Genomic DNA, 14,118 nt, shown 5'->3' on the forward strand with positions numbered 1-14,118 from the left:
ACCGAGTCGATTATGGATTCACCGACATTCGTTCAGGTCGGTGAATCTCTCGAATATCCCCGATTCGGTCCCCTCTCCCTCCGGGAGAGGGCTAGGGTGAGGGGCTACGAGGTGAATGACACACTCAAGCCGCCGCCCGCGCCTGCAAACTCAAATGCGCCTTCTCCCCCGGCGCCAGATGCAGGCTGTCGGTACCGCCCGCCGCCGCTTCGACACAGACAAACTCCGTCACTTCATCCCAGCTCACGCCCAACAGGGGCCGTGAGCCAGGATGCCAGACCACGGTGTCGCCGCTGTCGCCGGTATCGATGCACAACTCGCGCTGCCAGGCGTGATCCTTGAGCTGTAATTCGCCGTCGTGCTGGAACACCCGCTGACAACCGCCATCGACGCGCAACTCGCCTTCCTGCTGACAGGACTGGCGGCTCAGTTGGTCATAACCCTGCGCACCTTCGAGGCCAGACAGCGCTATCTCACCGACATCACCAATACGCCAGTAAGCGTGCAAAGCCTGGCTCAACTGGCACGGCATGTCGTCCTGATGCTCGGTGCTCAGGCGTAATTCCATGCGTTCACCGAGGTGCGCATGCAGGTCGACCTGCCAGTCGCACAGCTGCAATTGCCAATGCAGGCGCACGCCATCCTCGGCGCTGCTGCTGTCGAGCAGCTTCCAGTCGAGCAGGCGCGCCCAGCCATGGGACGGCCAGGCGTTTTCGCTCGGATGGCGGCCATACCACGGCCAGCACACCGGCACGCCGCCACGAATGGCGCCAACGTGCGGCCACTTCGCCGCACACCACAACCACGGTTTCTGCCCGCGCGGCTGAAAGTGCAGCAACTGCGCGCCCTGGCGACTGAACACCGCCTGACACAGCGGATGGTCGATCACCAGCACGTCGCGCATCTGATAGCGCTCCCAGGCGAACACCGGTCGTTCGCGCAGGGATTTGAAGAAGCGTTGCAGCGGATGCTCATGCATTGGCCACGGTCCTGAAAATCATGGGGGTACTCAACAATCCACATTGCTCTTGTGGCGAGGGAGCTTGCTCCCGCTGGGCTGCGAAGCGGCCCTGAAACCATTCACTGCGGTGTGTCAGTCAGACTGCATTTGCCGGATTACGACTGCTGCGCAGCCGGGCGGGAGCAAGCTCCCTCGCCACAAAAGCGATCCACTGAACTTCGCAAAAAAAAGCGGACAGCCTTGGCTGTCCGCAAATATGCGCACATGGAGAGGAGCTTATCGCAACAACGTTAGAACGTAGACTGAATTTTCAGGCCAGCGACCAAAGCGTTGTCCACTGCATCCACACCACCCGGGTGAGTGATGTATTGCAGGTTAGGACGCACGGTCAGCCAGTTGGTGACGTGGAAGCCGTAGTTGATCTCGTAGTTGTATTCGGTTTCACGAATCGGCGAGAACACCGGGTTGTCGTAGTCCGACACTCCGTTGGAAGCATTCAGCAGCTCGGCGTTTTTCTTCACGTCATCGTTGACGTGGATGCGCGCCGCACCGATACCCACGTCATCTTTAGGACGCGCGTCGAACGGGCCTTTGTAGACAAACATCACCGACTGGTAGTTGTCGATGAAGTTGGTGTCCTTGTCGTGGAACGTGGCGTTGGCGGCAATGTTCAGACCGCGAGTCGCATCACCGTTGTGGCTGGTGAGTTGCTGCTGCGCGACGAACCAGTAGCCGTGTTTGCTGCTGTGGGTCTTGTACGCGTCGCCAGTGGTCGCCGCGTCGAAACCGTTGACGTCTTCGCGGACATCATTGGCATCCGCCGTGCTCTTGTAGTAACCGATGCGGTATTCGCCCGGCAGGCTGTTGACCTTCGGCGACCAGACCAGTTCGACCGGCAACACAGTACCGGCGGTGCCACTGCCGCTGAGTTTGAAACCGTTGCCATGTTCCAACTGCGACGGGTTCTGGTTGTACGCACCGATCTGCGCGTAGAGCTCGTCGTTGATGTTGTACTTCACGCGGATCGCGGCCTGGCTGACCGGCCAGTTGTACCAGATGTTGGTCGCCCAGTTACCCACTTGCGAGCCGCAGAACGCCAGGTTCTGGAAGTCGCACGGGAAGGTGTTGAAGTCTTCGCCTTCACCGAAGTAACCGGCCTTGACGTCGAGCTTGTTGTCGAAGAACTGGTGCTGAATCCACAACTGGGTCAGACGCACCATGTGGCCACGACCGTAGACTTCCTGCGACGACGACAGAGTGCCGGCACGCGGATCGCCAACGCGGTCGTTGGAGATGTTCTGGCCGTTACGGTTGGTCAGCTGGATCTTGGCCTGAGTGTTGTCCCAGCCCCAGAGTTTTTGCAGGTCCAGCGCCACGCCCAGACCGAACTGATCGCTGTAGCGACCGGTCTTGTCGTCGTTGTAGCCGCCATGCAGGTTGGCGCCCATTTCCCCAACGTAGTCAGCCTTGATGTCGATACCTTGCTCGATCAGCTTGGTCCGCTCGCCACCCCAGTCACCGGTCATCCATTTCGAGTCGGAGCTGAAGGCATCCGCCGCCATGGCGTTACCGGCCAGCACCAATGCCGCCGCAGCTGACACTTGGCAGATCAACCGGGCATTGACGTGTTTCTTTTTCATCCCTACATCCTCGTCTTTATTGTTATTAACTGTTTTTTTCCAACGCGGTTTACATAAATTGCGCTGGATTACAGGCAATCCAGCGCGTGCTCCTGTTTGGAATCCGATCCCTGTGGGAGCTGGCTTGCCAGCGATGGCATCGACTCAGTTCCACTGTGAACCGAGTTGCCTGCATCGCTGGCAAGCCAGCTCCCACATGACCGCATTCCTGCATTGATTTCTTAGCGGCCTTTGAACTGCGCCACGTTCGCCGACCGTGCTTCGGTCTGCGCCTGGCCCGCAACGCCCAGACGCTCGCCAGTCTTGGCATCGAACAACAACACTTTCGACGGATCGAATTGCAGGGTCAGGGTCTCGCCGACCTGCGGTGCCACGTCCGGCGCCAGACGGCAGCAGACCTTGGTTTCATTGAGGTTGACGAACACCAGGGTGTCCGGACCGGTCGGTTCGGTGACCTGTACTTCGGCCTTGATGCTCGGCAGACCATTGCCCTCGCCGTTCGCCAGAACGATCTGTTCCGGGCGCAGGCCGAGGATCACTTCGCGATCTTCAAGGCCGGCATCCGACATGCTCATCGGCAACTCGCAACGGGCCTGGCCGCTGTCGAGCAGTGCCAGCAGACGACCGTCCTTGCGTTGCAGGCGCAGCGGGATGAAGTTCATCGGCGGCGAACCGATGAAGCTCGCCACGAACAGGTTGGCCGGGTCGTTGTAGATCTCTTTCGGCGTGCCGAACTGCTGGATGATGCCGTCTTTCATCACCGCCACTTTGTCGCCCAGGGTCATCGCTTCGATCTGGTCGTGGGTCACGTAGACCGTGGTGGTTTTCAGGCGCTGGTGCATCAATTTCATTTCGGTGCGCATCTCGACGCGCAGCTTGGCGTCGAGATTGGACAGCGGTTCGTCGAACAGATAGATCTTCGGCCGACGCGCCAACGCACGGCCCATCGCCACGCGCTGTTGCTGACCACCGGAGAGCTGGCCCGGCTTGCGGTTGAGCAGGTGTTCGATCTGCAGCAGCTTGGCCACGCGCGCGACTTCTTCGTCGATCGCCGACTGGCTCATCTTGCGAATTTTCAGACCGAACTCGATGTTCTCGCGCACGCTCATGGTCGGGTACAGCGCGTAGGACTGGAACACCATGGCGATGTCACGATCCTTGGGGCTCATGCCACTGACGTCCTGATCGCCGATCATGATCGCGCCACCGGTGATGGTTTCGAGGCCGGCGATGCAGTTCATCAGGGTCGACTTGCCGCAGCCCGACGGGCCGACCAGGATCAGGAACTCACCGTCCTTGATCGACAGTTCGATGTTCTTCAGGGTGTCCGGCAGGCCGGCACCGTAGGTCTTGTTGACGTTGCGAAGTTCGAGCGTTGCCATGATTACCCCTTGACTGCGCCGGCCGTCAGCCCGCGCACGAAATACTTGCCTGCGACCACATAGACCAGCAGGGTCGGCAGGCCGGCGATCATCGCCGCTGCCATATCAACGTTGTATTCCTTGGCGCCGGTGCTGGTGTTGACCAGGTTGTTCAGCGCCACCGTGATCGGTTGCGAGTCACCGCTGGAGAACACCACACCGAACAGGAAGTCGTTCCAGATCTGGGTGAACTGCCAGATCAGGCAGACCATGATGATCGGCGTCGACATCGGCAGAATGATCTGCCGGAAAATCGTGAAGAACCCCGCGCCATCCAGCCGTGCTGCCTTGATCAGCGCATCGGGAATGCTCACGTAGTAGTTACGGAAGAACAGCGTGGTGAACGCCAGACCGTAGACCACGTGCACGAACACCAGGCCGGTGGTGGTGCTCGCCAGGCCCATCTTGCCGAGGGTGAACGAAGCCGGCAGCAGCACGGTCTGGAACGGCAGGAAGCAGCCGAACAGCAGCAGGCCGAAGAACAGCTGCGAACCGCGGAAGCGCCAGAACGACAACACGTAGCCGTTCAGCGCGCCGATGGCGGTGGAGATGACCACGGCCGGCACGGTGATCTTGATCGAGTTCCAGAAGTAGCCGTCCACCGTGGCCCAGGCCTTGACCCAGCCGATGCCGCTGACCACGGTCGGCCAGCTCAGCAGGTTGCCGGTGCTGATGTCTTCCGGGGTCTTGAAGCTGGTCAGCAACATCACCACCAGCGGGATCAGGTACAGCAGGACCGCGAGGATCAGCACCGCATAGATCGCCACACGACTGAGGCTGAAAGCGGGTTTGGCAGCGAGACTAGTCATGACGCTTGGTCCTCAGCTCGGAGTACAGGTAAGGCACGATGATCGCGAGAATCGCACCGAGCATCAGAATCGCACTGGCCGAGCCCATGCCCATCTGGCCGCGACTGAAGGTGAAGGAGTACATGAACATCGCCGGCAGGTCGGAGGAATAACCCGGGCCACCCGCCGTCATCGCCGCGACCAGGTCAAAGCTCTTGATCGCGATGTGCGCCAGAATCATTACCGCGCTGAAGAACACCGGACGCAGGCTTGGCAGCACGACTTTCCAGTAGATGGTCGGCATGCTCGCGCCATCGATCTGCGCGGCACGGATGATCGATTGATCAACGCCACGCAGGCCGGCGAGAAACATTGCCATGATGAAGCCCGAGGCTTGCCACACAGCAGCGATCACCAGGCAGTACACCACGCGATCCGGGTCGATCAGCCAGTCCAGACGGAAGCCTTCCCAACCCCAGTCACGCAACAATTTGTCCAGGCCCATGCCCGGGTTGAGCAGCCATTTCCACGCGGTACCGGTGACGATCATCGAGAGCGCCATCGGGTACAGGTAAATGGTGCGGATAAAGCCTTCGCGACGGATGCGCTGGTCGAGGAACACCGCCAGCAGCACGCCGATCACCAACGTGATGCCGATGAACATGCCACCGAACACCGCGAGGTTCTTGCTCGCCACCCACCAGCGATCGTTGTCGAACAGCCGGGCGTATTGCGCCAGACCGGCCCACTTGTAGTTGGGCAGGAACGTCGAGGTGGTGAACGACAGCACGAACGTCCACAGGATGTAACCATAGAAGCCCACCAGCACGATGAACATGCTCGGCGCCAGCACCAGTTTCGGTAGCCAGCGCTGCAGTGCATCGAACGGCGAGGCTTTGCTGAACACAGCAACAGAACTCATGGGGAAATCCAGAATAATGATTTACGAGAGCATTCCCCTTGTAGGAGTGAGCCTGCTCGCGATTGCGGTGTGTCAGTTGATGAATCCTTTATCTGACAGATCGCTATCGCGAGCAGGCTCACTCCTACAGGGGCCAAGCATTACTTGGCCGACTGAACCGCCGCACCCAGTTTCTTGGCCGCATCGGCCGGGTCGGCTTTCGGGTCGTTGATGTAGTTGGTCACGACATCAAAGAACGCGCCCTGCACCGCCAGCGTGGTCGCCATGTTGTGCGCCATGCTCGGCTGCAGGCCACCGGACTTGGCGTCTGCCAGGAAGTCCTTGGCGGCGGTCTGCGCGCAGGAGTCGAAACCGAGTTTGTCCATGTTGTTCAACATGTCGTTACGAACCGGGATCGAGCCCTTGTTGATGCTGAAGACTTTCTGGAAGTTTTCACCCAGCACGACTTTGGCGATGTCCTGCTGACCGGCCGCAGTGCCTTTGTCTTTCTGCTTGAACACCGCCAGGGAGTCGATGTTGTAGGTGAACGCCTTGTCGGTGCCCGGGAACGCTACGCACTCGTAGTCCTTGCCGGCGACTTTCTTGGCGGCGGTCCATTCGGACTTGGCCCAGTCACCCATGATCTGCATGCCGGCCTTGCCGTTGATGACCTTGGCCGCTTCCAGGTTCCAGTCCTGGCCCTTGCCGTCGGCGTCCATGTAGGTCGCGACTTTCTTCAGCTCGGTCAGCGCCTTGACCATTTCCGGGCCGGTCAGCGCCTTGTTGTCCAGATCGACCAGGGCTTTCTTGTAACCATCAACGCCCATGACCGAGAGCACCACGGCTTCGAACACGGTGCTGTCCTGCCAAGGCTGACCGCCGTGGGCCAGCGGGATGAAGCCCGCCGCCTTGAGCTTGTCGCCGGCGGCGTAGAATTCTTCGAGGGTGGTCGGGTTCTTGGTGATACCGGCCTTTTTGAAGACTTCCGGGTTGATCCACAGCCAGTTCACCCGGTGAATGTTCACCGGTACGGCCACGTAATCACCGTCGTACTTCACGGTATCGGAGACTTTCTTGTCGAGCAGGCTGTCCCACTTCTCTTCTTTGGCCACGTCCTTCAGGACGTCGGTGTCGAGCAGACCGGTGGACGCCCATTCCTGGATGTCCGGACCTTTGATCTGGGCGACGCCCGGCGGGTTGCCGGCTACGGCGCGGCTTTTCAGCACGGTCATGGCCGTGGCACCGCCACCGCCGGCGACAGCGCCGTCTTTCCAGGTGAAACCGTCTTTTTCAACTTGCGCCTTGAGCACATCAACGGCGGCTTTTTCGCCACCGGACGTCCACCAGTGCACGACTTCGACCGAACCTTTGGATTCGGCAGCGGAAACACTGAGAGGCAGCATTGCGAGCGGGAACAGGGAGGCGACAGAAATGACAGTAGCGAGGCGAGAAATCGCATTCATCTGAGATGTACCTTTCTTGTTGTTATGCATGCAAGTCTGGTGCTTGCGCTGCACAGGAGTTTAAACAGGGCGATTCCCTTCGCAGGTAACGAAGGGACGCGCAAATGTCACCACATGGTTACACAGGAACAGCCCGGGATATTTGCGCCAGAGCTGTCGCCATACTCGGTGACAAGGGTAGCCGAGGGATCAGTACTGCCTGCCAGGCATGATACAGATCGGGTTTGCCCGGCCAGATATCGGCGCTCGGGCGGTTTCGCGGATCGAGTTCGTGATGCCAGCTGCCGTCACAGCGATCGATGAAATGGCCTTCACAGAATTCCCAGAACAGTCGATACCAGGCTTCGTATTGCGCATCACCGGTGCGTTTGAGCAAGGCGCTGGCCGCCGCGCTGGCCTCGGCATGGGTCCAGTGCAAACGGTGACGCACCACGGCTTTGTTGTCCCAGTCGAGGGTGTAGACGATCCCCGGCGCGCCATCGACGTCCCAGCCGTGTCGGCAGTTCTGCTCGAAGAGTTTTTGCGCATCGGTCGCCAGCCAACCGGGCGTGAGCATTCCGGCCTGGACCCGCGCGGCTTCGAGGTGCAGCAACAGCCGCGCCCACTCGAAACCGTGGCCCGGCGTGGTGCCGTAAGGTCGGAAGCCGTCAGCGGGATTGTCGCGGTTGTACTCGCGCAGCGGTTGCCAGTCGCGATCGAAGTGCTCGATGACCATGTAGCCGTTGGCGGCGGCGTGACCGTGAATCACCCGCTCGACGATGCGTTGTGCGCGCACCAGCCAGCGTGGATCTTCCGTGACATCGGCCAGCGCGAGGAATGCTTCGGTGGCGTGCATGTTGCTGTTGGCGCCGCGATAGGCTTCTTCTTCGCGCCAGTCGCGATTGAAGAATTCGCGCATCGCGCCCTCTTCTTCGCTCCAGAAATACGTGTCGATGATGTCGATCGCGTCATCCAGCAGCGCCTGGGCGCCGGGACGCTGCGCGACCACCGCCGAACTGGCCGCGAGCGCGACAAAGGCATGCAGATAGGCGTTCTTGCCGGTGTTGCCATCGCGGTGTTCAGCGACCGCAAACCAGCCGCCGTGCAGCGCATCACGCAGCGGCCCGCGCAAGGCTGCGATGCCGTGATCGACCAGCTCCGCGAACCCTGGCAGCCCCTGAATGTGAGCCATGGCGAAGCTGTGGGTCATGCGCGCGGTGTTCATGGTTTCGGCTTGTGCGTGCGCCGGCAAACGGCCGCGCTCGTCGAGGTTGCCGAAACCTTCGGGCAGTTTTGCCGCTTTGGCGAATGCCAGCAGGCGCAGACCTTCGTCGGCGAGCCATTGCTGGTGGGCAGGTGCATTCAGCCAACTGCTGAAGCCTGGGTGAAAGGTGTCCATGAGTGGCCCTTTTTTGTTGTTATGACTGCGGGCAGTCTAAACAACGGGCCGGGGTGGGCTTGTAACGAAGGGGACGGGGTTTGTCACCGGATCGTGACATTCACATATTACTTGTGGCGAGGGAGCTTGCTCCCGCTGTGGCGCGAAGCGGCACCCAAAAGACGGCCTGCTGCGCAGTCCAGCGGGAGCAAGCTTCCTCGCCACAGGGGCGGTATCAGTCAACACTGCGCGGCAACTGCAACGTCACCCGCAACCCGCCTTCACGCAAATTCTGCAACGTCACCTCACCGCCATGGCTGTGGGCGATGTTGCGCGCAATGCCCAGACCGAGGCCATATCCCTGCTGCTGCCCGGCCAGCCGGAAGTGCGGCTCGAACACCTGCTCCAGCCGCTGCTCCGGCACCCCCGGGCCTTCGTCGTCGACGTGCAGCACGAAGGCGCTTTCATCGTCGTCGATGTGCAGATGCGCGTTCTGCCCGTATTTCAGCGCATTGTCGATCAGATTGCCGATGCAGCGCTTGAGCGCCAAAGGCTTGCCCGGATAGGTCGCCAGCGCCCGCCCGTGCTGAGTCACGCGGCCGTTGCCGTTGGGCGCCAGATACGGCTCCACCAGACAGTCGAGCACATGATTGAGATCCACCGGCTCGATGTTCTCGTGGATGTCGGTGTCTTTCACGCATTGCAGCGCACCCTTTACCAGCAACTCCAGCTCATCCAGATCACGGCCGAACTTGGCTTGCAGTTGCTCGTCCTCCAGCAATTCAACGCGCAGGCGCAGGCGAGTGATCGGCGTGCGCAGGTCATGGGAAATCGCGCTGAACAACTGGCTGCGTTCGGTCAAATAACGGCTGATGCGTTCGCGCATGGTGTTGAACGCGCGCCCCACTTCCACCACTTCACTGCCGCCGCCCTCGGCCACCGGCTCGACGTCGGCGCCCAACGACAGGTCCCGCGCCGCCCGCGCCAGACGCTTGAGCGGCCGGCTCTGCCAGTGCACCAGCAAGCCGATGAACAACAGCAGAAAACCGCTGGTGAGGACGATGAACCAAACCTGCTGCGCCGGCAGGCCTTGTTCTTCAAGACTGGTGTAAGGCTCGGGCAGCAGCGACGCGATGTACAGCCATTCGCCGGGCGCCATCTGAATCTGCGTCACCAGCACCGGCGGGTTCACCGGTTCCAGGGTCAGCGCATAATGCGCCCACGAGCGCGGCAGCTCATCGAGTTTCAGCCCGGCATTGAAGATCCGCAGATCCTCCGGGCTGACGAAGGTCACCGAGATATCAGTGTCATGGCCCAGCGACTGACGCAGCACTTCGTCCACTGCCTCGATCACCGCAGCCTTGCGCGGGGTGATCGGCAGCACGTCCATACCCAGCGGCTTGTCGTTGAGCGTCACCACAAAACGGGTGCCGCCCATGCTGCGCAACTGGTCGAGTACCAGCGGCCGGTACGCCACCGGCAACGAGCGAAAATAACTGACGCTGGCGGTCATCGAATGGGCGAGGCTGCGGGCGCTGGTGACCAGGCCTTCGAGCTGGGTCGCGCGCAGTTGCGAGACCCAGATCACGCTCGACAACGTCTGCGCAAACAACACCGCCAACAAGGTCAGCAGCAGCATCCGCCCAAGCAGCGAACGCGGCACCGGCACCTTGCTGGCGAGCCGGCGCAGCGACTCAGTGAGCATTGCCGGCAACCACATTGGCTGCCAGTTGGTAGCCACTGCCGCGCACGGTGCGGATCAGGCGCGGCGGTTTTTCTGTATCGCGCAGGCGCTGGCGCAAGCGGCTGACGGCCATGTCGACAATCCGGTCGAGCGGCATCAGGTCACGGCCACGGGTGGCGTTGCCGATGGTGTCGCGGTCGAGAATTTCCTGCGGATGATCGAGAAACAACTTCAGTAGCGCGAAGTCGGCACCGGAGAGAATCACTTCCTCACCGTCGGTGTGAAACAGCCGATGGCTGACCATGTCCAGCCGCCACTCGTCGAAGGCCAGCACGTCGCTGCCGCTGCGTTCCTGAGCGAACTGCGCGCGACGCAGCAGCGCCTTGATTCGGGCTTGCAGTTCGCGGGGGCTGAACGGTTTGCCGAGGTAGTCGTCAGCGCCGAGCTCCAGCCCGATCACCCGATCGGCCTCATCGGAACTGGCGGTGAGCATGATAATCGGCACCTGGGCCTGACGCGGATGCTGACGCACCCAGCGGCACAGGCTGAAACCGTCTTCATCGGGCAGCATCACATCGAGGATCACCAGATCGCTGGGCGCCTCGTTGAGGGCCTGGCGGAAACTGGCGCCATCGGCCGTGGCCCGCACCTGAAACCCGGCGCGGGTCAGGTAGGTTTCCAGCAACTCGCGTATTTCCTGGTCGTCATCGACCAACAATATCGACTTGTTGACTGAGCTCACTTCGAAGGCATCCTTGTTGTTGGAATTGGGGCGGATTATGCCTGAGCAAAAACAGATGGCGTACGAGCTTTTGTGGCGAGGGAGCTTGCTCCCGCTGGGCTGCGCAGCTGCCCCAATGTTCTTTCGGTGATATCGAGCTTGCCAAAGTAACGACTGCTGCGCAGCCGAGCGGGAGCAAGCTCCCTCGCCACAGGGTACTTATTTCACAACAAGAGTGGATTGCTCCAGGGCCACACCGGCACCCACCAGCCCCGAATACGGCGCCGTCACCAGCCACACCGGAATGCCCTTGAAGTAATCACTCATGCAGCCCTTGTCGGCGAAGCTGCGGGCGAAACCGCTGTTGACGAAGAAGTCGGCAAAGCGCGGAATCACCCCGCCAACGATGTACACCCCGCCACGCCCACCGGTGGTCAGTACGTTGTTGCCGGCCACGCGGCCGAGCCAGCAGCAGAACTGTTCCAGCACTTCCAGGGCGATCGGATCGCCGGCCAGACCGGCTGCGGTAATCGCTTCCGGCGTATCAAGCTTTGGTACATGTCCGTCCACTGCGCAGATCGCCCGATAAACTCGCGGTAAACCACCACCGCTCAGCGCAGTTTCCGCACTGACGTGGCCGATCTCGTTGTGGATGTGTTGCCACAGCTGGGTTTCTCGCGGACTGCTCAGCGGCAGATCGACGTGTCCACCCTCCCCCGGCAACGCGGCAAATCGCCCCTCGCCCAGATCGAGCAAGGTGCCAACGCCCAGACCAGTGCCCGGGCCGATCACCACCGCCGGCCGCAACGGCTCCGGCGTGCCTTCGCAGACCACACGGAACTCGCCGGGCTGCAAACGGGTCATGCCCAGCGCCATCGCCGAGAAGTCGTTGATCAGCAGCAGTTGCTCGACCTGCAAGGCCTTGCAGAACGCCGTGCGACTCAGGCGCCAGTGGTTGTTGGTGAATTTGAATTCATCACCACTTACCGGCCCTGCCACCGACAGGCATACCGAGCCGATCGAACCCGGCGCCAGACCGAGGCCGCTCAGGTAGAGGCTGATCGCCTCTTCCGGGCTGGCGTGGTCGGCTGTCGCGAGCACCTGAACCGATTCCAGTTGCTGGTTTTTCCACAACGCGAACCGCGCGTTGGTGCCTCCGATATCACCGACCAAAGCCAGTTTCAATTAAGCGTCTCCAGGGCAGAAGTGAAGGCGCTGGCGCCCTGCTCCGCCGAGCTGAAGGCCAAACGCATGAAGCCAAACAGCTCGCGGCCGCTGCCGATGTTGTTGCCCAACAGGCCTTTGGCGGGTTCGCGCGCTGCAAATTCGGCGGCGTCGACCTTGAGTTCCAAAGTGCCTTTGACGCCATCGACGCGGATGATATCGCCCTCTTGCACCCGCGCCAAAGCACCACCGACATAAGCTTCGGGGCTGACGTGAATCGCCGCCGGGATTTTCCCCGACGCGCCGGACATGCGCCCGTCGGTGACCAGCGCGACTTTGAAGCCGCGATCCTGCAGCACACCGAGGAACGGCGTCATCTTGTGCAGCTCGGGCATGCCGTTGGAGCGCGGGCCCTGGAAGCGCATCACCGCGACAAAATCCTTCTCGAGCAAACCGGCCTTGAACGCATCGGCCAGATCCTGCTGATCCTGGAACACCATGGCCGGTGCTTCGACGATCTGGTTTTCCAGCGCCACGGCGGAAACCTTCATCACCCCCCGACCGAGGTTGCCTTCCATCACCCGCAAGCCACCTTCGGCCGAGAAGGCACGGGCCACCGGGCGCAGAATGTTTTCGTCGAGGCTGTCGGTCGGGCCTTCGCGCCACACCAGCTCGCCGTTATCGAGGAACGGCTCTTGGGTGTAGCGGCTCAAGCCATGGCCAAGCACGGTGTTGACGTCTTCGTGCAGCAAGCCGGCTTCGAGCAGTTCGCGGATCAGGAACGACATGCCGCCCGCAGCCTGGAAGTGGTTGATGTCGGCCTTGCCGTTCGGGTAGACGTGGCTGAGGGTCGGCACGACTTCGGAGAGGTCGGCCATGTCCTGCCAGGTCAGTTGAATGCCAGCCGCCATGGCGATGGCCGGCATGTGCAGGGTGTGGTTGGTCGAGCCGCCGGTGGCGTGCAGCGCGACGATCGAGTTGACCAGCGCCTTCTCGTCGACGATTTCGCCGATCGGCATGAAGTTGCCGTTCTGCTTGGTCAGGCGCGTGACCTGATGCGCGGCTTCGCGGGTCAGGGCGTCACGCAGCGGGGTGTTCGGGTTGACGAAAGAGGCGCCCGGCAAGTGCAGACCCATGACTTCCATCAGCAACTGGTTGGTGTTGGCGGTGCCGTAGAAGGTGCAGGTGCCTGGGCTGTGGTAGGACTTCATCTCCGATTCCAGCAGCTCTTCGCGGGTCGCCTTGCCTTCGGCGTACTTCTGCCGCACGTCGGCTTTTTCCTTGTTGGAAATCCCCGAGACCATCGGCCCGCCGGGGACGAAGATCGTCGGCAGATGGCCGAAGCGCAGGGAGCCCATCATCAGGCCCGGCACGATCTTGTCGCAGATACCCAGCATCAGCGCGCCGTCGAACATGTTGTGCGACAGCGCCACCGCCGTGGACATGGCGATCACTTCGCGGCTCGGCAGGCTCAGTTCCATGCCCGGCTCGCCCTGGGTCACGCCATCACACATCGCCGGCGTACCGCCGGCAAACTGGCCGACCGAACCGATTTCGCGCAGGGCGTTCTTGATCTGCTGGGGAAACACTTCGTAGGGCTGGTGCGCCGAAAGCATGTCGTTATACGAAGAAACAATGGCGATGTTCGCCGAGTTCATCATCCGCAAGCTGTGCTTGTCTTCGCTGCCGCACCCGGCCACGCCGTGGGCGAAGTTGGCGCATTGCAGCTTGCCGCGCATCGGCCCGTCGGTGGCGGCGCCGCGAATCAGTGCAAGGTAAGCCTGACGCGTGGCGCGGCTGCGGGCGATAAGCCGTTCGGTGACCTCAAGAACGCGGGGATGCATGTGTAGAACTCCAGGCTAACGGATGTGGCGACCTGATTGTCTATGCTGATCAAACGCCGTTGTTGTTGAAATGACAGACGGCTTTTTTGACCATTCGGACCAGTTGATTCAGGTCACTCGTTGTAGATAAAACAAAATATTGCCACTAAAAAGGCTTGTTTTCTATTTTTATGC

11 protein-coding genes are annotated in these 14,118 nt (G+C 61.2%); all 11 read right to left on the bottom strand.

Features of this window, described 5'->3' with window-relative positions; genetic code table 11:
* Positions 1-124 precede the first annotated feature (124 nt).
* Positions 125-979, bottom strand: coding sequence for a D-hexose-6-phosphate mutarotase (locus ACIP8I_RS21690; RefSeq protein ID WP_400763823.1), 855 nt, complete (start codon positions 977-979; stop codon positions 125-127).
* Between the two features lie 272 nt (positions 980-1,251).
* Entirely contained in the window at positions 1,252-2,601 is a 1,350-nt protein-coding gene (locus ACIP8I_RS21695; protein WP_007969320.1) for a carbohydrate porin, read from the bottom strand.
* 221 nt (positions 2,602-2,822) lie between these two features.
* Complete coding sequence (locus ACIP8I_RS21700; RefSeq protein WP_400763825.1) at positions 2,823-3,983, bottom strand: ABC transporter ATP-binding protein; 1,161 nt, start codon at positions 3,981-3,983, stop codon at positions 2,823-2,825.
* Positions 3,984-3,985: 2 nt separating this feature from the next.
* The gene (locus tag ACIP8I_RS21705) at positions 3,986-4,831 is read right to left on the bottom strand and encodes a carbohydrate ABC transporter permease (RefSeq protein ID WP_007969317.1); all 846 of its coding nucleotides are present in this window, start codon (positions 4,829-4,831) and stop codon (positions 3,986-3,988) included.
* The gene (locus ACIP8I_RS21710; RefSeq protein ID WP_003227452.1) at positions 4,824-5,732 is read right to left on the bottom strand and encodes a carbohydrate ABC transporter permease; all 909 of its coding nucleotides are present in this window, start codon (positions 5,730-5,732) and stop codon (positions 4,824-4,826) included. Before ACIP8I_RS21710 ends, ACIP8I_RS21705 begins: the two co-directional genes overlap by 8 nt.
* Before the next feature lie 140 nt (positions 5,733-5,872).
* A complete protein-coding gene (locus ACIP8I_RS21715; protein ID WP_367085489.1) occupies positions 5,873-7,174 on the bottom strand; it encodes an ABC transporter substrate-binding protein in 1,302 nt (433 codons plus the stop codon).
* Between the two features lie 118 nt (positions 7,175-7,292).
* Positions 7,293-8,552: an AGE family epimerase/isomerase gene (locus ACIP8I_RS21720; RefSeq protein WP_400763828.1), complete on the bottom strand. Its 1,260-nt coding sequence runs from the start codon at positions 8,550-8,552 to the stop codon at positions 7,293-7,295.
* 214 nt (positions 8,553-8,766) lie between these two features.
* A complete protein-coding gene (locus tag ACIP8I_RS21725) occupies positions 8,767-10,194 on the bottom strand; it encodes an ATP-binding protein (protein WP_400763891.1) in 1,428 nt (475 codons plus the stop codon).
* A gap of 31 nt (positions 10,195-10,225) precedes the next feature.
* On the bottom strand, positions 10,226-10,957 hold the full coding sequence (locus ACIP8I_RS21730; RefSeq protein WP_400763830.1) for a response regulator: 732 nt from the start codon (positions 10,955-10,957) through the stop codon (positions 10,226-10,228).
* Between the two features lie 198 nt (positions 10,958-11,155).
* Entirely contained in the window at positions 11,156-12,121 is a 966-nt protein-coding gene (locus ACIP8I_RS21735; protein WP_400763833.1) for a glucokinase, read from the bottom strand.
* Positions 12,118-13,944: a phosphogluconate dehydratase gene (edd, locus tag ACIP8I_RS21740; RefSeq protein ID WP_007969309.1), complete on the bottom strand. Its 1,827-nt coding sequence runs from the start codon at positions 13,942-13,944 to the stop codon at positions 12,118-12,120. The genes ACIP8I_RS21735 and edd overlap by 4 nt, the downstream gene beginning before the upstream one ends.
* Positions 13,945-14,118 lie beyond the last annotated feature (174 nt).

Source organism: Pseudomonas sp. NPDC088414, assembly GCF_044753325.1.
In the GTDB taxonomy this organism is placed as follows: domain Bacteria; phylum Pseudomonadota; class Gammaproteobacteria; order Pseudomonadales; family Pseudomonadaceae; genus Aquipseudomonas.